Raw genomic sequence first — 22,318 nt, 5'->3', positions numbered from 1 at the left:
GCAGTCGTGGTGAGTAACAGTAACACAATAGCAGTAGAACATGTTACTCCTGAAGAGTGCCTCTGGAATGAAGATACATCCTTAGTGAGGTAAGTGCTGCAGTTGTACCATAACTGCCTCTTCCTTCGAATGAGGAAGAAAGTATGGAGGAAGTACATTTCACCCTCGAAAAGGGGGTCTCCGTTTCTGGTCTTCCGACCTTTTGCGCTCGCTCTGGTAAGGAATGAGATGCGCCCTGGCAGCTGCAAGCTGCCAGGGCGCATCTCATTCCTTACCCTTTTTTCTCAATGTCCGAGGGCAAGTTGGATGACTTTGACGACCATCAGGATGACTGCGACGATCAGGTAGATACGCAGCGTGAGCATACCGACCTTGCGCGTCGCTGACCAGATAGGCGTGGTGAGTTCTTGTAGTGGCGGCATCTGCCAGGTTTCCTTCTCCGCGCGCTCCAGCGCCACCAGTTCTGGATCTGGCCCTTTGCGAATGCGTTGTACCAGCGTAACCACGCCCATGGCAATCAATACGATCACCAGGGTAATACCCAGGCCAGTCGCCAGGCGCACAGTATCCGCGTCGCTTAGGGTGAAGAAGGTCGTGGTCGCCAGAATGAGCGAGAGCACAACGAGCGTACCGACGATAACCGCGGCGATGGCGTTGAGCCAGGGCTTATTGACCCAGGGACCCAGGACGGCGCGGTCATTGCAGAGGAGCACCAGGAAGACGGTCGCGCTCGGCAGCAGGATACCCGCCAGTGCCTGGACGGCCAGCGTCAGCAGACCAAGTGGGGCATGGGGAATGAGCACAATGGCTCCGGCAAGCGCGACGAGTCCCGCGTAGCTGCCATAGAAGAGTTTGGCCTCACGCACCTTGCGGTGCAGCGAATGGTTGACCTTAAAGACATCTCCGAAGGCGTACGAGGTCGAGAGGGTGACCGCGCACGCCCCCACGATGCTTGCATTCAGCAGGATGATGGCGACGATGGCTCCCATGTTAGCATAGCCAAGGTGCGCCATGCCCTGGGCGCTGGTCAGCACGTCCACAAAGTTGTTATCAAATGGAGTATTGGTGAAGGCGAAGGCCGCCGCGACAATCAGGCCGCCCGCGGTGATATTGGTGATGAAGGAACCAATAATTGTGTCTGCCCGCTCGTGTTTGATCCAGCGGGAGGTCAGGCGCTTATCAATGATGTTCGATTGCTGGAAGAAGAGCTGCCAGGGAGCCACCGTTGTGCCGACAATGGCGATAATGGTCAGTAGCGCCGTCGAGTTCACACCCCCACGAATGCCCGGGAGAAAGGTGTCACGCACCACGGGTCCTATGGCTGGATGCGGGATGAATGCAAGCGGGATCATCAGGAAACTCACGAGAGCGCACAGCCACATGGCGCTCTCCCAGCGGCGGAAGCTGCCCGTGGCCGTGATCGCGATCAACCCCACGACACCAACGGGCACCGAGATGAATGGGCTTACACCAAAGTATTGTAAGGCCATGCTAAAGCCAATAAATTCGGTCACGATGGTCAGAAAGTTCAGGAGAAAGAGATCGCCCACGGAAAAGGCGCCCCAGAACGTGCCGAAACGCTCAAAGATCAATCGGGCATGTCCCACACCAGTCACCGCGCCCAGGCGCACAACCATCTCCTGGTTGACAATCAGCACCGGGATGAGGATGAGGAGCGTCCAGAGCAGGCTGGTGCCGTAGTTCTGGCCCGCTTGCAGGTAGGTCTGCACTCCACCGGCATCGTTGTCGCCGACCGTGGTGATCAGACCTGGCCCCATAATGACCAGCAGGGTGATCAGGCGCCCCCCCCATGTGCGGCGTGGTGTGCGCTCACCCCTGCGAATGGTTCCCCAGGCGCCTTGAATATCACCGATGTGCGCCTCATCTAAATGGGCAGTATGCATCTCGTTCCGCTCGTCCAGCGGCATCATATCTTTCATCAGAGACATTGGAATATTCTCTCGTTCTTGCAATAGAGACAGAAGAAACTACCATCAGCTCCTGTTGCAATAGCACCAGGCAGAGAGATGGCAGGCAGGGGGAGAAGTGAGAGGAAATGACAGGCACACACACTCTCCAACGAGAGGAGTAACAGCGCCTTGTTCCCTCACGCGACTCGCTTCCTAGGTCGTGGAATTCCGTCGTTGGCAGCGAGGCATGAGTGAGCGTAGGCAGATTGAGGGGCTTACCAGACTGCTTACGGTATCAATCGGCTCGCGTGCGACGGAAGAACCATACCAGGATATGCTGTGGACAATGACTACCAGGGTCAGGGTCCATTCGGTTCCTCCTTTGTGCGTATGTTGCCCGCGGGGCGGGATGTGAGTCCATGCCAGCATGGACTCTACAGATTGCCAGATCATCCGACTTTTTTTGCCAGTGGGTAGGTATATCCCCTTGGGAGGGATATTTCCTTCAAACGGAGTATACTCGGCACAAAAACCAAAAGTCAAGGGTTGATTGTGGCATTTTTGTGAAAAAGAGCATCTCAACAACGGCTCAAAATTTCGTTGAGGATGCCAAATAGATTGTATAGTGGCGATTTTCGCATCTATTTTCCCTTGACTTTTGGGAAAGAGAGGAGCTATACTCCAACAGAACTCAAAAATCCCCTATGGGGGGTACCCGGATAGAGAGAGAAATCAGCGGCACAGGCTTCTCGGTAGAGAATTTCGAGATCCCCTGCCTATCAAGAAGGAGGAATTGTTATGGGCACAGACCCTGGTAGTAGTCCCGGCAATGGTTGGCCGGGCCGACCGCGTACCGCCGCGATAGCGAGCGTGCCCTGGTAGTTCTTCTCCGCTGAAGTTCTCCGCTCACCCCTCGCCGTTTCGACGCATACGCTTTGAAACATGAGTGGTGAGAGTACCGTACTGTGGGTACGAGCCCCCCCAATGTTGGGGGATTATGTATGCTGCTCCTCCCGCGCTCCCGCACATTGTGCTCATGTTCGTCGACCCTCCACCTCTGCCTCACTGTTCGCTTGAACACCCTGTTGTGGATCTCTCGTGGCGCTCTCTCCCCGTAGCTCTCCACGAGGAAGAAAGAGAAGGAGGAAGGAAACATGACGCAGATCACTTCACCCACCCTGATTCTTGGACTCCTCATGACCGGAGTCGTATTGTTGCTGTATGGCGTGCGCCTGGTCACTGACGCCATTCAGCGCGCGACTGATGCACGTGTGCAGCGGGCGCTGATGCGGCTCGCGCGCTCTCCCCTGGCGGCCTTTGGGCTGGGCACTCTGGCCACTGCGCTCATGCAGAGTTCTAGTGCGATGTCTTCTCTCCTGGTCGGCCTGGTCAGCGCGAACCTGCTGCCCCTGACCGCAGCGATTATTATGCTGCTCGGGGCCAATGTTGGCTCGACGCTCGTGGTGCAGCTTCTTGCTTTACATATCACCGATTATGCATTCGAAATTATTGGCCTGGGAGCCTTTGTCGCGTTGCTCACCCGTGAGACGGCCTTTCGTCGCCTGGGGCAGGCCTGTTTTGCCTTTGGCCTGATCGTACTGGGCCTGGCAGCGCTCTCCCTGGGCAGCCAGCCGATCGCCGCCAATCCACTGACCGCGACCATCCTGCGCACGCTAGTCAATGCGCCTATCGTGCTGCTCCTGATCGGGGCGGTACTGGTAGTGACGCTGAGCTCCAGCGCGGCTTCGATTGGTCTGATTCTCTCGCTCGCCGCAACAGGGGCGCTGCCGACCCTTGCCGCGCTCGCTTTGATGCTGGGGGCCAATGTTGGCACCACCCTGACGGCCCTGCTCTCATCCTTGCATGAGGGGGCCCTGGCCGGACGGCGTCTCGCGCTGGTTCATACTGGCACCAAGCTGCTTGCCGCGCTGGTTCTCCTCGCCTTCCTGGGGCCCCTGGCACACTTGCTGGCTGTTGTCTGGTCCAACGCGGGTACACAGGTGGCTATGGTCCACCTTGGCTTTAACCTGGGACTGGCACTCATCTTTGCGCCCCTGGCCCCTCTGCTGGCGCGCTGGGTCGAGACCCTGCTTCCAGAGCGGGGCAACGACCAGGGTAAGCACGCTGGTCCGCGCTACCTCGACTCACGCCTCCTCTCACAGCCCGCGGTGGCACTGGGGCTTGCGGCACGTGAGGTCCTGCGCATGGCCGAGGTCGTCACTGAGATGTTGGAGCGAAGTATGGATGCCTTTGAGGATGGCGCTGGCGACCTGCGTGCCAACATGGAGACACTGGACAACCAGCTCGATGAGCTTAATGCCGCGATCACAGGCTACCTCACCCAGTTGGACGAGGACCAGTTGACCGAGGCCCAGGCGCGTCAGGAGCTCTCCCTGCTCTATATCATTGCGGACCTGCAAGCCATTGGAAGCGCTATTGCCCGGCGCGTTATGACGCTGGCACGGCGTAAGCAGATCAATAACCTGCTCTTCTCCGAGGAGGGGCATGAGGATCTGCTGCTTTTCCACCAGGTGTTGCTGGACGCGTTTCAGGAGGTGCTGGCGGCTCTGGCCACGCATGATCCAGAACTGGCAAACACCTTCTTGCAGGGAAAACATGCACGCTCAGCGATGAAGCGTGACCTGCACCTGCGGCACATCCGCCGCCTGCGTGCTGGGAACTCCTTGAGCCTGGCCTCTAGCCCGATTCACCTGGATCTGCTGGATGCCATGAGCGAGGTGCTCTCGCATATCACCTCTATCGCGCACGCGCTGCGCGAGGGTGTTGGCAGCCATGAGCGCTGGAGCGCGCCCGAGGTGCTCTCGCCAACGGCCCTGGTTTCCTCAGCTCCTGCGGTACGTCGCATGGAGTAAAGGGTGGTAGTGGCGCGTTGGCGTAGCTAGCACGTCACCACACGCCCTTACCAGAGGGGAGGAGCTTTTCTTTGAAAGGACGGTTAAGAATGTGATACACGAGCAACAAGTGGCACCCGACTTTACCTTGCCCGTCGTGGTAGATTCCAGCGCGCTTCTGCTGGAATCGGTGCGCCTGGAAGCGTTACGCGGCTGTGTGGTGGTGCTGACCTTTCTCCCGCGGGAGGACCTCATCGGCACCAACCCGCTCATCCAGGACTTTTGTGCACACTACTCTGAGCTGGAGCAGCGGGGAATCGTGCTGTATGTCGTTTGTAGGGAGGCACGCTCGCAGTTACATGCGTTCGCGCTACGCCATCATGTCCCTTTCCCTTTGCTCGCTGATAAAGAGGGGGACGTGGCGCGTCTGTATGGAGTTTGGCAACGCAAGCGCTTCCTCGGCCATACGTATAGAGGTACTGTGCGCACCAGTATTCTCATCGATAAAGAAGGGATCATCCGTCATGTCTGGTCTCCGGTTAATCTGACGGGTCATACGCAGCAAGTTATCGCGACTATCGAGCGTCTCTCACTCCTGGAGGAGCGCCCATGAGTCCTCTCAGGCGCGTATTATCTTCCTGTAAAGGAAGCATCGTTTTCAGCGCAAAATAGAGTATCGCATTGCTTTAACACGTACTTTGCTGTTTCGTAGGAGGAGATATGATGTCTCAGTTACCTCAGATCCAGTATCAGCGGCCAACAAAGCAGGATATCCTGGTCGTCTCGACAACAGTCCTTGTGTCGATAAGCCTTCTGTCCCTGGCCCTCCACACTATCTGTGTTCACCTGCATACCCAGCCGCTGGTCTGGCTGGTGTTGCTCATAGTACTCTGGTTCCCGACTATCGCCATGCTCAGCATATTCCCCCTGAGTCGCTGGCCAGTAAAGACGCCTCACTCAGAGGAAGAGCCCGCCGATCATATGGTACCCCATCCTCCCAGACAACGTCTGTACGGGTGGAACCTGTGGAATAGGCGCGACATTGGCGGCGCGCCCTGGCGCTCAGAGCCAGTGCTGAAACCGTTTGAGGTACCAGACTTTGAAGAGCTGAGCCACGCAACCGTAGGTGAGCAGGGTTGCCAGGAGCCAGGGGAAATAGCTCAGTGGCATGGGGTGCAGTCCGAGGTACGCACCAAAGGCTGTCAGCGGAATTAGCAGACCGATGCTCATAATGAATCCTGTGAGTAAGAGCACTGGCCAGGAGGCGGTGCGTTGCAGAAAGGGGATGCGCTGCGTGCGCAGCACATGGACCACCAGCAACTGCGAGAGCACCCCTTCAAGGAACCACCCCGATTGGAAGAGGGCCTGCACCTGGGGGGAGTTAGCGCGAAAGACAAACCACAACAGCAGAAAGGTCGTGATATCAAAGCAGGAGCTGAGTGGCCCGAAGAAGAACATGAAGCGAGTCAGGCCACGCGTATCCCAGGTACGCGGTCGCGCGACAAACTCCGCATCGACATGATCCCAGGGAAGAGCCAGCTGTGAGCAGTCGTAGAGCAGGTTTTGCACGAGCAGTTGCAGCGCCAGCATTGGCAGGAAGGGGAGAAAGGCGCTTGCAATTAAGATGCTCAAGGCGTTACTCAGGTTTGAGCTCAGCGTAATGTTGAGATATTTGCGAATGTTGCCAAAGACTCCACGTCCCTCATGCACGCCCTGGGCGAGCACCAGCAGGTTTTTCTGGAGCAAGATCAGGTCTGCCGCGTCCTTTGCTACATCCACCGCGGTATCAACGGAGATACTGACGTCGGCTTCCTGGAGCGCGGAGAGGTCATTGAGGCCATCACCGAGGTAGCCAACGGTATGTCCCTGGCCTTTGAGAACGCGAATGATACGTGCCTTCTGTGGGGGCGTGAGTTTGGCAAACAGCGTTGTGTCTTCCGCCAGCGTGGCCAGGTCCTCATCGCTCATCCCCTCCAGTTCATACCCCAGCGCCAGGCGACTTGCATCGAGTCCTACTGCCTGGCAGATCTGTGCCGAGACCTCTTCGTTATCTCCGGTGAGGATCTTCACCTTGATACCCTGGGCCTGAAGCGCCTGAAGTGCGGCTTGAGCCGATGCTTTGGGTGGATCCAGCAGGCCAATAATCCCTGCCAGGACCAGGTCCTGCTCATCATTGAGCGAGAACTCGCTCCGCAAGGCTGGGAAACGCCGGTAGGCCACCGCGATCACCCGGTACCCCTCCTGACTCAGTTGGGTGGCGAGGCGCTCGACGCGCGCCTGCCAGATCTCATCCAGGCGCTGAACATTCCCCTGAACCTCGATCCAGGAAGAGACGTCGAGCACTTCTTCGAGGGCTCCCTTACAGATCAGAAGCGGTGATGCACTTCCTTGCTGGACAATGATCGACATACGCCGGCGGAAGACATCAAAGGGAAGCTCATCCAGTCTGGTCACGCCTGGTGTCTGGGCATAGGCCTGTGTCTCGCGCCAGTGCTCCACAATGGCGTGATCGATCAGGTTGTGCGCGCCATGCTGGTAGGCGCTATTGAAGTACGCGAGCCTGAGTACTTCAAGGCTCTCCTCCCCACGCGCATCCATATGCTTGACCAGGGTGATATGATCCCGGGTCAGCGTGCCTGTTTTATCGGTACAGAGGAGATCCATCGCGCCCAGGTTTTGCATGGCCGGAAGGCGTTTGACGATGACCTGCTGGCGCGCCATGGCCAGCGCCCCCTTGGCAAGGCTAGAGGTTACGATCAGGGGCAGCATTTCCGGGGTGAGGCCAACCGCGACGGCCAGGGCGAAGATCAGCGCCTCTCCCCAATCCCCTTTGGCCAGCCCATTGATGACAAACACGATAGGGGCCATGACCAGCATAAAGCAGAGCAGCAGCCAACTCACCTGATTTACCCCGCGGTCAAAGCTCGTCGGGGCGCGGCGCTGGCTCAATCTGGTCGCCACCTGACTAAAAAGCGTCTCCTTACCGGTCGCAACAACAATGGCGCTGGCGCTCCCGCTGATCACGGTCGTTCCCATGAAACCGAGGGTGCCTTCGGCAAAGGGAGGATGGCGTTTCTCGTCGCCGGGATACCATGTCTTTTCGGCCCGACCATAGAGCATGCCATATTTTTCGGCGGGTTCGGACTCACCTGTAACGCTGGCCTGGCTCACAAAGAGGCTTTTGCATTGGAGAAAACGCACGTCAGCTGGTATCATATTTCCGGGAGCCAGGTGCACTACATCGCCGGGAACTACGTCCGAAAGCGGGATCAAGTACCTCGTTTCCTCAGATGAGGCTGGAGGGATTTGTCGCTCTGAAGCGAGACGCGAGACCGATACGTTCAGCGGCACGAGGGCCTTCAGGTGCTCCACGGCCCGTTGCGAGCGATATTCTTGCCAGAAGCGGAGCAGGCTACTGATGCCAATCATTAGCGCCAGGAGCATGATTTTCGTCCACTGGCGGTGCGCAGGCATTACTAGCAGAACATCCGTGAAGAGCGAGACCAGTCCCAGGATAAGGAGAATGGCGATAAAAGGCGTCGCAAAGGAGCGCACAAGCTGTAACCACCAGGCGGGGGCACGTTCAAAGAGGATAGTATTCTCGCCAAATTGGGCCACGCGCCTGGCTGCCTCCTGTCGGGTCAGGCCCTGGGGTCTGGAGCGCAAAAGGCGGAAGATCTCGGCCGTATCGCAGTGCGCGGCTGTATGCAGGCGGGGATTGAGTGTAATGCGCTCATCTCGCGTTTGAGGAGCCGGGCGATGCTTCAGAAACAACATACTCTTTTCACCTTACTCTGCTCTTCTTCACCTCCCTATGCTTTCTCTCTTAGACGAAGCGGTCCAGCGCCTCTTTTAGTTCACGGATAGCCTGCTCAGGCTGCTGCTGCTCTACTGCTTCATGAATACTTTGTTGCAGATGTTGTTCCAGGATAACGCGAGCGACCTGGTCGAGCGCCGCGCGTACCGCGGTGATCTGTACGAGCATATCGTTGTAGTCTCGCTCTTCCTCCCACAGGCGCTTGAGGCTATTGGCATGCCCGGCGATGCGCGCCAGGCGATGGGCAATATCTTCGCGCGTCAGCACGCGCTGTTTCGTCATGAGGAGTTGCTCCTGTTCTGCACATAGACATATACATCCCCCTCAGGGGATGCCTCATATATGCAAAGAGTATAGCCATTTCCATCGACAAAAGTCAAGGCACTCCAGGAATGGGGGTGCGGTTCATTTTTTTGCATAGCGTCCATCTTGGATAGCTCGCTGGGAAAAGGTCTGCCGTCCCCAACGCCTCTGTCCCTCGGTCCGTCCTTTGGGAGCCATTGAGGTTGGGGGAGGGGAGGGGAAACACGCCAGGATAAGAGGCAAAGGCAAGCGCCAGAAAGTTTGCTGCAAGCGAAGAGAGGCTTTGGCCAAAGCCGCTTGACTGCGTGCGCGAAAACGTTGGAGGCGGCTGGTGTGCCAACTCGCCCTGACCACATGCCAGTCCTGGGTCCATCGGTTACTGCACAAGGTGGTTCGCAGGGCCAACATCGCATTCACCTGAGGACGTGCCCAATGCATCCCTGCTCCTTTGAGGCGAGCTTGCACCACCAGTTTGTTGCCGCTTTCCGCGATCCCTGATCCAATAGGCCAGCCACCTGCCCGATACTGCTGATACTGCATCTGCCCTTCCCGTTTGTGCAGATAGGCCACCTTCTCGAGCATCTCGTCACCTGGAGTTGATGCGCTCAGCCGCCGCACTTCCTTGAGTACGCTTGTCGGTCCATCCTCCTTGAGCTTATGCCACTGCTCGCTTACCCATGTCGGCGGCAATGGCACTCCGGCGTTTTGGGCCAGGGTTGCGATCTCACTGATGTATTGAGCGGCATGCGCAAAATCCAGAATACGCACTGCATCGGCACGATGGCCTTGCACAAATCCCTGAATCCATTCTGCTCCATCGTTGATGGCGGCTACCTCTCTGGCTTGATCGACTCGTCGCCGCTGGATCTCGAAGGACGCCAGATCTCCAAAGGTTTCGGCATCAGCCAGACGGGCAAAATAACTCAGCTTCTCGCAATGCGGCTCACCTGACTTCGTTTGGCATACCTCGCCAATTGTGACCATTTTGACCTCCGCCCACTCGTTTGGCAAAACGGGGATCAACACCCCATCTGTTGCCATCGCCTGCCGCGGCGCTGCCTGTTTGGGCTGCTCACTCCCTTGCCCTGGGCAAGCGTATTGATCCTGCCACTGTTGCAAGCATGCTCCTGCCTGTTCAGTGAGTCGGCGCACCGTGCTCTTACTGACCTGGACTTTCAAAAGGGTTTCCAGGTGTGTGGCTGCGCAGGCATATGGCACCATGCTTCCCAACAAGACCAATCCCTGGTGGGCATGAGGCGTCAGTCCACTCGAGGGCAGATTCAGTTCTTCATCCAGGGGGAAAAAGCCCGCTTCCACACTGCGGGCACGTTCCATACCGTCGGCTGAGTTTGACCTCTTGGCCCCCTTGCGTTGCCAATCTTCGCTCGTGCTTACCTCGCGCCTGTAAGTCCGCTCCACACTGCGGGCAACGGGGACGCTTCTCTGCTTCTTGTCCACTCCAATCCCGTTTGGGACTCTGTTGAGCTAGGTCAGCTAACATCTGGGCCCGCATGCCTGAGAGCCGAGCATCCAGCTCGTCTTCGATCTCTTGGAATGTCGCTGTTGGGTGCTCTTTGCGCCACGCTTCCATTTCTTCAAAGACGCTCTCGCTGAGCAGTCTCCAGACTTCGGCGAGTGAGGATTTTTCCATCGGCAACCTCCTTGCTGGCTTCTTCCTGTTTTTTTATCTTATCATTTCCCCTTCCTCTTCGTCCCAATCGCTGAGTTTGCAAAAAAATGAACCGCACCCCAGGAATGGGGGTGCGGTTCATTTTTTTGCATAGCGTCCATCTTGGATAGCTCGCTGGGAAAAGGTCTGCCGTCCCCAACGCCTCTGTCCCTCGGTCCGTCCTTTGGGAGCCATTGAGGTTGGGGGAGGGGAGGGGAAACACGCCAGGATAAGAGGCAAAGGCAAGCGCCAGAAAGTTTGCTGCAAGCGAAGAGAGGCTTTGGCCAAAGCCGCTTGACTGCGTGCGCGAAAACGTTGGAGGCGGCTGGTGTGCCAACTCGCCCTGACCACATGCCAGTCCTGGGTCCATCGGTTACTGCACAAGGTGGTTCGCAGGGCCAACATCGCATTCACCTGAGGACGTGCCCAATGCATCCCTGCTCCTTTGAGGCGAGCTTGCACCACCAGTTTGTTGCCGCTTTCCGCGATCCCTGATCCAATAGGCCAGCCACCTGCCCGATACTGCTGATACTGCATCTGCCCTTCCCGTTTGTGCAGATAGGCCACCTTCTCGAGCATCTCGTCACCTGGAGTTGATGCGCTCAGCCGCCGCACTTCCTTGAGTACGCTTGTCGGTCCATCCTCCTTGAGCTTATGCCACTGCTCGCTTACCCATGTCGGCGGCAATGGCACTCCGGCGTTTTGGGCCAGGGTTGCGATCTCACTGATGTATTGAGCGGCATGCGCAAAATCCAGAATACGCACTGCATCGGCACGATGGCCTTGCACAAATCCCTGAATCCATTCTGCTCCATCGTTGATGGCGGCTACCTCTCTGGCTTGATCGACTCGTCGCCGCTGGATCTCGAAGGACGCCAGATCTCCAAAGGTTTCGGCATCAGCCAGACGGGCAAAATAACTCAGCTTCTCGCAATGCGGCTCACCTGACTTCGTTTGGCATACCTCGCCAATTGTGACCATTTTGACCTCCGCCCACTCGTTTGGCAAAACGGGGATCAACACCCCATCTGTTGCCATCGCCTGCCGCGGCGCTGCCTGTTTGGGCTGCTCACTCCCTTGCCCTGGGCAAGCGTATTGATCCTGCCACTGTTGCAAGCATGCTCCTGCCTGTTCAGTGAGTCGGCGCACCGTGCTCTTACTGACCTGGACTTTCAAAAGGGTTTCCAGGTGTGTGGCTGCGCAGGCATATGGCACCATGCTTCCCAACAAGACCAATCCCTGGTGGGCATGAGGCGTCAGTCCACTCGAGGGCAGATTCAGTTCTTCATCCAGGGGGAAAAAGCCCGCTTCCACACTGCGGGCACGTTCCATACCGTCGGCTGAGTTTGACCTCTTGGCCCCCTTGCGTTGCCAATCTTCGCTCGTGCTTACCTCGCGCCTGTAAGTCCGCTCCACACTGCGGGCAACGGGGACGCTTCTCTGCTTCTTGTCCACTCCAATCCCGTTTGGGACTCTGTTGAGCTAGGTCAGCTAACATCTGGGCCCGCATGCCTGAGAGCCGAGCATCCAGCTCGTCTTCGATCTCTTGGAATGTCGCTGTTGGGTGCTCTTTGCGCCACGCTTCCATTTCTTCAAAGACGCTCTCGCTGAGCAGTCTCCAGACTTCGGCGAGTGAGGATTTTTCCATCGGCAACCTCCTTGCTGGCTTCTTCCTGTTTTTTTATCTTATCATTTCCCCTTCCTCTTCGTCCCAATCGCTGAGTTTGCAAAAAAATGAACCGCACCCCAGGAATGGGGTCAGGACTTTTTGAGCTGAGATGCTTGACTTTACAACGACCTTCTTACTATACTAAGAGCGGTAGGTCGGTTACGTGTCTCTAGACGCGATGGAGAACAGGCTTGCCGCCTTTTAGGAAAGATACAAATCTGTCATCTTAAGGAGGAACCGAATGGACGAGGGTAGTAGTCGCCCTCCCAGTTTGTGGAAGTTGCACGACCCTTTTTCAGCCGGAAAAGTGCTGCTGAACTGATCTGAGTGCTGTTTTTCTGATCTCTGCTTCCCCTGGCCTCATTTCACGGCTCGCTTTTCCGTTCACATGACCGGAGGCGAGAAGCGTGATTTATCCTCTTGTGATCCTCACCTTCTCCACAACAAAAGTAGCACATGCTGCTTCTTTCTGCTCCTGATAAGCTTATGCACGCGGCATGCCCATGAAGGATGTTTCATGGCGTTGCGTTTTTGCGTGTCCGAAATGATGCTGGCTGTTTGAGAGAGAATAGTCAGGGGCATGGATGTGCTTTTTTCGGTTCTGTCAGAATTGAGAACGTGGAGACTTACAGAAAGCGGTTAAAGCTCCTCAACCATAATCTGCTGGCTATGAGGCCGTTCTCATGAGCAGCTGCAGGACCGCAAGTCTTTCACAAAATACCTGTCTTTGTTCTATGAGTGACATTGCCTTCTCGGCGGTGTAACGAGGGCGCAGATAGTTGCGTAATTCATCGAAGGCAGAGCAGAAGCGAGCTGCGGAGGCGAAGTTTCCAAAGCCATGCATCGGATAATAGCGTTGGTTGACCCCTCGATGATCTTGCTCCAAGCGATTATTGAGATATTTGTTGGTCCGATGGAGCACCTGGTTACCCAGCGTTTCACGCACTGCTCGTGGGTAGGAGGCGTGGCCGTCCGTCGTCACCTGTTCCGGCGTATGGCCAACAACGGCGAGAGCCTGCTTGAAAAACTGTTGGGCCGCCTCCATATCCCGTTTCTCGCTCAGGCGCGAATCAACCAGATTGCCATCGGTATCAATGGCCCGATAGAGGTAGCACCATTTTCCTTTGACTTTCACGTACGTTTCATCCACGTACCACGACCGCCCTGCTTGCCCACGTCGTTTGGTTCGCAACTGCTCTGCAAGAAGTGGAGCAAACCGCCTTTCCCACTCCCGAACCGCCTCGTGAGTGAACTCCCAGCCGCGCTCCAGAAACATTTCGGCCAGATCTCGCAGGCTCAACTTATACCGAAGCCGCCACAGGACAACCAGGAGAACAACATCGGTGGGATATTCCAGAAAGTTGAACGGCGTTCCTGTGCGTTCGTTGAAGAGGCGCTTGCAAGCAGGGCAACGGAACATTTGATAGCCGAGCGTAGTCTTCTGGGTTTGTTCTTTGGTGCTGGCTGAGGCACAATGTGGGCAGTTCATGGATCACTCCTTCTCAGATGAGTTGTTGTTCTCAGCATACCTTGTAAACGATCGCCAGGACAAGCCTTTCTCTGAATTCTGACAGAACCCTTCCAGTCAACTCGTCGCAGAATGCTCGGCGGAGAATAGCTATTCTCGGTCAAGTCCCTCCCTTTCCTACGCTCAGCTTCGTTGTACACAGCAGGGAAAAGGTCGAAGTTCGCGTTAAAATCTTGTCGGAGAATCTTTTTGAGCGAAAGTTGGGTAAAAAACGATGGTTTCTGGAAGCGATGATCCCCCCATTTTCCAGGAGTTCCGCAATGCTCTGGGGACGCATGACCCCAAAACGGTCACAGCGTATCTGGTCACGATGCGTGACTTTGTGACCTGGCTCGCGGCACAACCAGGTGGAACGCCGTTCCACCCAACGTTGCTGACCGAAACGGCGGTGAGTGGGTATATGGACTCACTTCAGAGATCTGGCCGTGCGCCTCGGACTCGGAGCAAGGCGCTTTCCGGGCTGCGCCGTTTTTGTCAGTGGGCGGTGGATGAGGGCTACCTTCGTCGCAATCCAGCACGCGCGATGGAACGCCCAACAGTGGTGGCGGTGGCTCCGACTGAACTCTCTGATCAGCAACGCTTTGTGCTCAAGCAACTCGTTGAACGATATGGCAGCCGCCGTTTTGCCGCCATCTTCGCGCTCGGCTATTGGGCGGGGACTACGGATCAGTGAAATTGCCACCTTGCGGCTCGATCAGTGCCAGGTCAATCAGCGGGCCGGAAGCATCACACTCATTGACGCCAAAGGCGGCAAAACCAGGACGCTGGATTTGCACAATATGGCTCGTCGAGCATTGTATGATTATCTCTTCCCAGAGCATCCGCGTGATCGGGAACGAGATCAGGAGAGCATCTATGTTTTCTCCAGCCGGCTGTGTTGCAAAAATCAGAGAGAAATGAAAATGAGCACAAGGAGGTCTTCAGGTTTGGCTTAAGCTGCCAGTCCAAATGCCTTGGTGACACAGACAATCTGGCCTAAAATATCTCTTTTTGCCGCACCTTCTATCTGCCCTTTTCTGATCATGTTCATGATCTCATATCCCTGTAATGTCCGCCAGGCCGTCTCAAAAGAGGCAAATCCCAATCCTGGTTTGACGCGCCGCTTGATAAACCGATGATCTTGCTCGATCAGATTATTGAGGTACTTCACCTGCCGTAATTCACAGTGTTCCGGGATCAATCCTTCCGCTTTCAATTCAGCGAACGCTTTGGGTACGCAGCGTTTTTGTCGACATTGATGACCCGTGGCTTTGTCGTATGAGTGGCGGTGAGGGTTTTGAGCAAGAACTGCTTTGCCGCTTTTGCGTCTCTCATCGGGTTGAAGAAGAAATCGAGTGTCTTGCCGTGTGAATCAACGGCTCGATATAGATACACCCACTGTTTTTTTACCTTGTGTCGTTTGAATCAATTCCCTTCGCCTTTCTGAGGAATAAATTTTCCTCGAATCGCTGTAAAATCAGCTTGCAGAGCCATCTTTGGTAGTGCCAGAGAAAAAGGCTCCTGCACTATAAATTTTCCAGGCAGCATTGAACCGCTTTTCACGAACTCTAGCAGGCTGTGTAAAAAGAAAACACATCGTTTTCTGAACCATAACCATTCGCAGCGCCCAACGAACAGGCTTCTGAAGCGGCTTCATTTCTGCCACATAAAAATTCGTCTTGACTACGAAAAAGGCCATTTGGAGTGGTCCGAACATCCAGAAAACAATCAGTTTGTTGTTTGGAAAAGAATTGGGCTCTTGTCCACTTTCGGGGCTTACTGCCTTCTTGCTCTTCGCGAATAATATCAACTGCGAACTTGTATATGTGAAAATTATCAGATAAGATGTTCACCTCAGACTGAAATATATTTTGAAAGGAGTAAGGAAAAGATGATGAGTGAGCCACATGTGCGTCATGCCCAACCTGAAGATTGGCAACACATCTTGCCGCTGTTAAAGAGGAAAATTGATTCCGAACAAGAGGTAAAGAGACGATTTGAAGATTTCATCCGTCGTTCTGATCATTATCTTCCTGTCGCTTTCATCGATGCACGCCTTGTTGGATATGGATGGGTACAAAACTATGGAGCTCATTTGAGGGCTGGCTTTCAAACCGCTCGTCTCCACGACCTTTTTGTCCATCCTGAATATCAAAAGCAAGGGGTAGGCGCAGCGCTTTTCAATTCCTGCAAGGAGTGGGCACAACAGACAGGAGTACGTTATCTCGAATGGCAAGCTAACCAATCATCTCTTGGTTTTTATCAACGGCTTGGCTACATTGGTGATCCCTGCCCTCAGCCCGATTACCCCTTCTTTGAAATTGATTTCCACTCCTGATTTCCTCTTTTCCTACAGAGCATGAAGGACTCGTTGGCGTAATAAGGGAAATCCTGCTCGGCCATACATACTCCGCTTGATGAGCTTGAGTTTCGTCACGTGTCCTTCGACCACTCCATTGTTGATAGACCAGGTGAGACCGGCCTTCACCGCGTTTTTGTCTTTTTCTATCCCACAAGCAAACGATTGAAGTTCTGGCAATTCACTCTTTGCTACCTGAGAGAGCCAGGTTTCGAGACGGCCTCCTTCTCGTCGGTGAACGATAGAAAGAAAATCTTGAATAAGATCATAGGCTTTTTTGAGGTTGGGGCTGACCTGAAGGAAGGCCGCAAGGTCTTCCTGTTCGATTTCATCCAGCGATCTTGGATTGCGCATGAACAGCCAGACCGCCGTGTTGGCAGAGAATTTCTTGAGACGGTGAAGAGGTACCTCTGCCTTGACTTTTGCCAGCTTGAGCGTTTTGAGGTAACGATAGACACTTCGCTCTGATCCAGAATATCCTTGTTCCTTGATTTCACGCCAAAGGACCAGTCCATTTTTCTCTCCTGATTGCCAGCGAGAAAGGACATAGGGGGCAAACGCGTCAAAGAGACTCTGTCTCTTGCGCCGTTTCCTGGCTTCTGGAAAGGTTCCTCGTTTGAGCCAGTCTCGAACGGTTCGGTCAGAAAGACCAACGAGTTTGGCAATCTCCTGCGGCTTCACTCCCTGCTCGTGTAGCTCCGCCACTTGTTGATAGCGTGCAAGACGTCCAGATCTTCGAGCCAGTCGTGCTTTCTCGACATGTGCAGGCTCAGGGGGCCGCCATTCTTCAATGGGGAAGTGTCAGAACTGAGACCACCGCAGGATCAGAGGTATTTCAATGTCCCTCAAATATGATCTGTGAGGCTAGGAAACTGCTCCCATGAGTACTTGCAAGGCCAAGAAGCGGTCGAGAAAGAGCAATCGTTGTTGCGCAAGCGAGATGGTTTCACCCTTTGTACTCCGAGGGCGGAAGTAATGGCGTAATTCATCAAACGCCCTGCAAAAGCGAGCTGCTGCCTGGAAATTGCCAAAGCCGCGCATGGGATAATACCGCTGCTTGATGCCACGGTGATCTTGCTCCAGCCGATTATTGAGATACGTATTAGTCCGATGTTGCACGTCATTGCTCATCGTCTCGCGTATAGCACGTGGATAAGAACGATGCCCATCCGTCGTGACCTGCTCGGGAGCATGGCCAACCACAGCAAGAGCTTGCTTGAAGAACTGCTGTGCGGCATCCATATCTCGCTTCTCGCTCAATCGCGAATCAACCAGATTGCCATCGTGATCAATCGCTCGATAGAGATAACACCACTTTCCACAGACTTTGATGTAGGTTTCATCAACATACCAAGAGATTCCTGCTTGACCACGTCGCTTTCTTCTCAACTGATCTACAAGCAGCGGGGCAAATCGAGCTTCCCAATCTCTGACCGCCTCATGGGTGAAGGTCCACCCACGCGCCAAAAACATTTCGGCCACATCACGAAGGCTCAGTTTATAACGGAGCCGCCAAAGGACCACGAGGAGGACGATATCCGTCGGATATTCAAGGTAATTGAAGGGAGTGCCAGTGCGTTCATTAAAAAGGTGTTTGCAAGCCGAACAGCGGAATATTCGATACCCGAGAATGGTTTTTTGGCGCTGTTCTTTCGTGGAAGGGGAAAGACAATGGGGGCAATTCATGGGTCACTCCTCATCAGATGTTTGCTTCTCACAAGCATACTCCATGAGTGGCCTCCATACCAAATCGTCTTCTGAGTTCTGACAGAACCCTTATACAGGATAGCTCTTCGTTTCTGTCGAAGGCTCTATCCTACCAGGCCTCGATGCTGGTTTCTTCTTGCTAGACAGTTGCATCACGAAGAACACACATAATACATAGAAAGGAATAAACCCTATACTCCAACCGAGCCAGACGGGGATGGGTGGAAGAGCCGTTGCCGTAATGGGTATGTTTGCCACTCCCTGCCCCGCAGACCCATTCACTGTGACTTGTAATGTCCAGGGACCCTTAACCGTAATCTCTGCCGCGCCCTGTATCCCATTTTGCACATTTGGATCGGCATGAAAGGTTGCTCGTATGGGGGTTGCATCTACTCCCTGGCCTGGAAGAGAGTATGTCTGATAGGTCAGTGATCCATCTACCGCTTGCGTTGGCGCAACTGCAAACGCTAAGGCATAGCCTGCGTTTGCGGGGTTGGTATACAAACTGATGGTGAGGTGATAAGGACCAGCCGTTACATGGTCTACACGTGCCGGAGTTGTGCTGGGAAAGGTTGCGGCTATCGAGATCACCAGATCAATGAGGACAACTCCTAATCCGACCACTCCGAGAATGAGGAGCATCCTTTGGAATGCCAGCTTTAACATGTATGCTTCACTATCTTTCTAATGCGCGTGTTGTGCTACCAATATTTCGACCAAGTGTTGTTCCTATGACACATCCCAGGCATCCAATGGCAATTGACAGCAGCGTTCCAAGAACACCGAGCCCATGCACTAGGCTCAAGGCTGCCCGAGGAGATGCAAGGTCGAGTGGAACACCTCCAACAAATGCTGCTAGAGCAATACCAATGAAGAGGCGTCTCTCTGACCAGCCCCGCTGCCTTGCGCGTTGCATACACAGGTCAATTAAGAAGGCACTCACAAGAGAGAGCAAAGGCCACTTAACGGCGACCAGTACAATTGGTAGTGAATGAGAGTGTCCAGCACGGTAAGTCAATTGTTCAATTTGCATAAGCCAGTTGAGTGCGGGTGGAATCGCTACCTGATCAATGAAGACGAAAAAGAGCGAGACCCCAACGATACTGGTCGCAACCCATTTGCCAGGAAGCGCATAGACTGCGCCACCCAGCATGCAGCCTAGCAGCAATGTCGAGAGGACAGGAAAAAGATTGAAGGAGACAAACCCTAATGAAACAGAATTCTCCAGACCAATTCCCTCAGCCACCAGAAGTGTGAACAGGGACAGCGAGGCTGCAAACGCGCCAATCATGCCCGCATAAGCACTTCGCTTTGCCCTTCTTTTGCGCAGATGCATCGCGAGGTGTGCGGCTGAAGCTAGCATATACACGGCTCCAAAGGCCATCAGCGCCATTCCACTGATAATCATAATGTGAAATGGTGCCCAGATCGACACATCGATCCCATACAGCGTATGCCAGTAGGTATCCAGAGGAAAGGCAATAGCTGCGTTGAGGGCGGCATAGCCAACAATATAGGCTCCGAGCGGGCCTGCGAGCAAACCTGCAAAGAGAGGAGCTTGCTGTGCTATGCCCTGATATCGTCGTGACCAGATTGTCTCCGTAACGATGACAGCTAGAGCTACGATGCCGTCTATTGCAATACCAGCTAGCATCATCTCATGTGGGAGAATGAGAGTCCGATCACGCCCAAGGAGCACGTGCCATTGGATATCCCAACTTGTCCCAAAGAAGGAGATGAGCGCTCCGAGCAAAGCAACAAGTCCACATGTCAAACGTAATATGAGGACGCTATGTAACGAAGGCGAAACAAAGGGACGAAACGTGTCCGTCCTTCCAACGGTGTGTTGTGCCATGAGTCTTTCCTTTTTGCCAATTGCGGCAATCTCTTTATACGCGAAGTCGTGAAAGAAGAACAATGCCAAAACGTTGTGATATGGCCCGGCGCTGTAGGGTAGACGGCTGGCGAGGTATCCTTGCGGACCCTGTTCCATCCGTCTCCCTCCGAACCGTGCGTAATAGTTTCCCATTACACGGCTCTCCAGTCATTACTGTCCAGGTGGTCTACGTGTGAGCCTTCCCGCGTGAATAGCCTGATGGCATTCTCGACAGACAATCAACGTCTTCCGTCGGCGGGCAGCCATGACCCGTACCCATAGTGGCTTGTCAACTCGCCCTGGCCTTTGAAGATCAGCTAACTTACGAATATGATGCACTTCCGCCTGGTGTGTGGACTTGCATAGTTCACAGGTATCCGCCAGGAGTAGCTTGAGCAGCTCATTGCGTGCTGGTTTCTTCTTCAGTGTGGTGAGTTGATCATTGAAATGAGTCAGGGGTTGACGGCGTAGAGGAATCCCTCCGAACCGTGCTACAAGCGGTTTCTTCCCTTCTCGTATCACAATCTTCTCCAGACATTTCATCTGTCCATGTGGTGTTTCAATGAAGGTCCGATACTTTTGGACCGTCTTTGTTACACTGCATTTGTGTTTGTGGGCCAGGGTCATGAGAAGCGAATGTCTCATGATCCGGTGAAGTTCCCACAGTGTAAATTTTGGAATTAAGCTGTTGGAATTTATGCAATTATCCTGGTGAGAGTGTTTTTACTTCTTTGGCTTCTCAAGCCAGTTTCTGGGGAACTGTCCAAGGAAGAGCACCCTCTGATCAACAGAATAATTGCCAAGAAATCGACAGCTTATTTCCAAAATTTACACACTAGGTCGCTGGATACGATAACTATGCATTGATTTTTAGTACGAACATTAAGCCAGGGTGACCTGCTACGGCGGTTATAGCCCAACCTTGGCTCTCGGCTACTTCTCTTACAATTGCTAAGCCGAGTCCAAGGCCGCCTGTTGCTCTGCTGCGAGATGTATCTACTCTATAAAAGCGCTCGAACAGGTAGGGCAGGCTTTCTGAGGGGACACCCTTCCCGTTGTCTGAAAACAGAAGTTTGTGTGCAGTGGCTTCAGTGGTGACTTCTGTCGCCTGTGAATAACGCAAGGTATTTTGCATGAGATTCGTAAGAATCTGTTGAAGTGCGCCACGGTTTGCATGGATTATAGAGTCCTCTGCGATATGCAGCTTCGCAGTTATTCCTTTCTGCTTGAGTTCGAGACTAAAGTGATTCATGAGCTCCTCGCAGAACTGCCTCAAGTGTATATCTTCGGGCTCGCCTGTATCGGGCATGCGGGCTTTCGTATAAGCATCCAGCTGTTGTACCAGTTCAGCAAGCCGCTCAGCTTGTTCCTTTAGGATGGCTACTCGTTCCTCTGTCAGAGGATATTTGCCTTCTTGCATAGCAGTGAGTTGCCCGATCATCGTCGTCAGTGGCGTATTCAGCTCGTGCGAGGTATCCGAAACCAAGTCTTTGCGGAGCTTTTCCTCGTGCCGTAATCGATGTATGAGATGGTTGAACTTCGTAAAGACTTCGTCAAACTCGCGGACGCCCATTGACCGTAGCTGGACTTTATAATTGCTTTGTTCCAAGGAGGCTATGGCCTCCTTAAACTGGTGCAACGGCCACCGTACGAAACGCGCCGCAAGCAGACCAAGCACTACGGGGCTGCCGAGTACAATCAGCACATATGTAGCAAGCGTAGCCAAGGGACTTCGTGTCCCAGGGAGGATAAGCTCGTTTGAAACACGGATTAAAATGAGTGCAATTGGTCCTGATGCAAGTATAAGTGCAGCAATACGGGTACTTAACCGGTTAAATAGACTAATTTTAAAGATTCTGAGGATCGCCATTACGATTACAGCTACGATTACAGCGATAGTAAAGATATTTAAGTAGAAACTTAGACTTATCATTTCCCTGGTTCTCCGATGAAGCGATAGCCGCTACCGAATACTGTTTCTATAAATTGTGGATTTTTCGGATCTATCTCAATCGACTGGCGCAGTGCTTTGATGTGGGCATCAATGGTGCGGTCATAGACAAAATGACTTGAAGGGTCGCTATAAATTTGGTTGACAAGTTGCGCCCTTGAAAGTACCGCGCGAGGATGGGAAGCAAGCGCCAGCAAGAGGTTGAAGCGCGTCGTGGTAAGCGTGATAGACGTACCACCCTTCATAACCGACATGGTTTCAGGATCGATAACCAAACCCTTAAAGTGTCGTCGCCTTGTCCTATCGTGTCTGCGCAAGAGCGCTTGCACGCGTGCAACTAAGACGTTTGGGTTGAATGGCTTTTTGATGTAATCGTCGGCGCCCATGGAGAGTCCTTTGACCTCGTCTTCATCACTATCGCGGGCGGTGACTATAAGGATTGGCATGGTGGAGGTCGTTCGGATCGCTTTACAGACATCGAGCCCGCTCATTTTTGGCAGGTTAAGATCAATGATTGCGAGATCGGGTTTATGCTCCTCAAACAATTCGACCGCAGCTTGACCATCTGCCGCCTCGATTGTTCCGTATCCAGCATCACGCAGGTACGTCACTTCAAACTCACGAATCGGTGCCTCGTCTTCAATAACCAAAACGTCCATATGTCTCGTGTCCCTACTTCTTAATCTTTATAATGATAA

18 protein-coding genes and 2 pseudogenes are annotated in these 22,318 nt (G+C 54.0%); 5 read left to right on the top strand and 15 right to left on the bottom strand.

Annotated elements, in window-relative coordinates; all coding sequences use genetic code 11:
* Window positions 1-284: 284 nt before the first annotated feature.
* Both KRAC_RS00265 and KRAC_RS73510 read right to left on the bottom strand, forming a co-directional pair.
* Complete coding sequence (locus tag KRAC_RS00265) at window positions 285-1,949, bottom strand: NRAMP family divalent metal transporter (RefSeq protein WP_007903561.1); 1,665 nt, start codon at window positions 1,947-1,949, stop codon at window positions 285-287.
* Window positions 1,950-2,123: 174 nt separating this feature from the next.
* The gene (locus tag KRAC_RS73510) at window positions 2,124-2,363 is read right to left on the bottom strand and encodes a hypothetical protein (RefSeq protein ID WP_169460834.1); all 240 of its coding nucleotides are present in this window, start codon (window positions 2,361-2,363) and stop codon (window positions 2,124-2,126) included.
* Window positions 2,364-3,064: 701 nt separating this feature from the next.
* Between KRAC_RS73510 and KRAC_RS00260 the strand changes: the two genes are divergently transcribed.
* Together KRAC_RS00260 and KRAC_RS00255 are read left to right on the top strand one after the other, a co-directional pair.
* Complete coding sequence (locus tag KRAC_RS00260) at window positions 3,065-4,783, top strand: Na/Pi cotransporter family protein (RefSeq protein WP_007903560.1); 1,719 nt, start codon at window positions 3,065-3,067, stop codon at window positions 4,781-4,783.
* A 91-nt stretch (window positions 4,784-4,874) separates the two neighbouring features.
* Window positions 4,875-5,375: a peroxiredoxin gene (locus tag KRAC_RS00255; protein WP_007903558.1), complete on the top strand. Its 501-nt coding sequence runs from the start codon at window positions 4,875-4,877 to the stop codon at window positions 5,373-5,375.
* Window positions 5,376-5,824: 449 nt separating this feature from the next.
* On the opposite strand, the gene mgtA is transcribed toward KRAC_RS00255, so the two are convergent.
* The 5 genes from mgtA to KRAC_RS00215 all read right to left on the bottom strand — a co-directional run bounded on the left by mgtA (window position 5,825) and on the right by KRAC_RS00215 (window position 13,709).
* Complete coding sequence (gene mgtA / locus KRAC_RS00245) at window positions 5,825-8,539, bottom strand: magnesium-translocating P-type ATPase (protein ID WP_007903557.1); 2,715 nt, start codon at window positions 8,537-8,539, stop codon at window positions 5,825-5,827.
* Window positions 8,540-8,588: 49 nt separating this feature from the next.
* A complete protein-coding gene (locus KRAC_RS00240) occupies window positions 8,589-8,861 on the bottom strand; it encodes a metal-sensing transcriptional repressor (RefSeq protein ID WP_007903556.1) in 273 nt (90 codons plus the stop codon).
* A 123-nt stretch (window positions 8,862-8,984) separates the two neighbouring features.
* A protein-coding gene (locus KRAC_RS00235; protein WP_007903554.1) for an ISKra4-like element ISKra4 family transposase occupies window positions 8,985-10,533 on the bottom strand; the annotation gives its coding sequence in 2 pieces (ribosomal slippage) (window positions 8,985-10,184 and window positions 10,186-10,533; 1,548 coding nt in all).
* A 117-nt stretch (window positions 10,534-10,650) separates the two neighbouring features.
* Window positions 10,651-12,199, bottom strand: a protein-coding gene (locus KRAC_RS00225; RefSeq protein WP_007903554.1) for an ISKra4-like element ISKra4 family transposase whose coding sequence is annotated in 2 segments (ribosomal slippage) — window positions 10,651-11,850 and window positions 11,852-12,199 — 1,548 coding nt in all. Because the reading frame shifts where the segments join, the coding sequence is not laid out codon by codon here.
* A gap of 688 nt (window positions 12,200-12,887) precedes the next feature.
* Window positions 12,888-13,709 carry an IS6 family transposase gene (locus KRAC_RS00215; protein WP_007903553.1) on the bottom strand — a complete coding sequence of 274 codons (822 nt, stop codon included), beginning with the start codon at window positions 13,707-13,709 and terminating at the stop codon, window positions 12,888-12,890.
* Between the two features lie 253 nt (window positions 13,710-13,962).
* On the opposite strand from KRAC_RS00215, the gene KRAC_RS00210 reads away from it, so the two are divergent.
* The gene (locus tag KRAC_RS00210; protein WP_007903552.1) at window positions 13,963-14,421 is read left to right on the top strand and encodes a tyrosine-type recombinase/integrase; all 459 of its coding nucleotides are present in this window, start codon (window positions 13,963-13,965) and stop codon (window positions 14,419-14,421) included.
* Window positions 14,357-14,683, top strand: a complete 327-nt coding sequence (locus tag KRAC_RS79135) for a tyrosine-type recombinase/integrase (protein ID WP_157506237.1) — start codon at window positions 14,357-14,359, stop codon at window positions 14,681-14,683. The genes KRAC_RS00210 and KRAC_RS79135 overlap by 65 nt, the downstream gene beginning before the upstream one ends.
* Here KRAC_RS79135 and KRAC_RS75085 read toward each other — a convergent pair.
* Window positions 14,680-15,140, bottom strand: a pseudogene (locus tag KRAC_RS75085) (IS6 family transposase); the annotation flags it as partial. The gene KRAC_RS79135 and the pseudogene KRAC_RS75085 sit on opposite strands and share 4 nt — an antisense overlap.
* A gap of 478 nt (window positions 15,141-15,618) precedes the next feature.
* On the opposite strand from KRAC_RS75085, the gene KRAC_RS00195 reads away from it, so the two are divergent.
* Complete coding sequence (locus tag KRAC_RS00195; RefSeq protein WP_007903551.1) at window positions 15,619-16,065, top strand: GNAT family N-acetyltransferase; 447 nt, start codon at window positions 15,619-15,621, stop codon at window positions 16,063-16,065.
* 12 nt (window positions 16,066-16,077) lie between these two features.
* Here the strand turns inward: KRAC_RS00195 and KRAC_RS00190 are convergent.
* The 7 genes and pseudogenes from KRAC_RS00190 to KRAC_RS00160 all read right to left on the bottom strand — a co-directional run.
* Window positions 16,078-16,878 (bottom strand): annotated as a pseudogene (locus tag KRAC_RS00190) (transposase); the annotation flags it as partial.
* 72 nt (window positions 16,879-16,950) lie between these two features.
* The gene (locus tag KRAC_RS00185; protein WP_007903550.1) at window positions 16,951-17,772 is read right to left on the bottom strand and encodes an IS6 family transposase; all 822 of its coding nucleotides are present in this window, start codon (window positions 17,770-17,772) and stop codon (window positions 16,951-16,953) included.
* A 90-nt stretch (window positions 17,773-17,862) separates the two neighbouring features.
* Window positions 17,863-18,459, bottom strand: coding sequence for a hypothetical protein (locus tag KRAC_RS00180; protein ID WP_007903548.1), 597 nt, complete (start codon window positions 18,457-18,459; stop codon window positions 17,863-17,865).
* 10 nt (window positions 18,460-18,469) lie between these two features.
* Window positions 18,470-19,822, bottom strand: a complete 1,353-nt coding sequence (locus KRAC_RS00175) for a hypothetical protein (protein ID WP_169460832.1) — start codon at window positions 19,820-19,822, stop codon at window positions 18,470-18,472.
* Between the two features lie 18 nt (window positions 19,823-19,840).
* Entirely contained in the window at window positions 19,841-20,314 is a 474-nt protein-coding gene (locus KRAC_RS00170) for an HNH endonuclease (protein WP_157506236.1), read from the bottom strand.
* A 211-nt stretch (window positions 20,315-20,525) separates the two neighbouring features.
* Window positions 20,526-21,278 (bottom strand): sensor histidine kinase, encoded by a 753-nt coding sequence (locus KRAC_RS00165; RefSeq protein WP_244421905.1) that lies wholly within the window; start codon window positions 21,276-21,278, stop codon window positions 20,526-20,528.
* A 320-nt stretch (window positions 21,279-21,598) separates the two neighbouring features.
* Complete coding sequence (locus KRAC_RS00160; RefSeq protein WP_007903540.1) at window positions 21,599-22,279, bottom strand: response regulator transcription factor; 681 nt, start codon at window positions 22,277-22,279, stop codon at window positions 21,599-21,601.
* Window positions 22,280-22,318 lie beyond the last annotated feature (39 nt).

This window comes from Ktedonobacter racemifer DSM 44963 (genome assembly GCF_000178855.1).
Classification (GTDB): domain Bacteria; phylum Chloroflexota; class Ktedonobacteria; order Ktedonobacterales; family Ktedonobacteraceae; genus Ktedonobacter; species Ktedonobacter racemifer.
The sequence above is the reverse complement of the archived record's forward strand: the minus strand, read 5'-3'. Positions and strand labels throughout refer to the sequence as shown.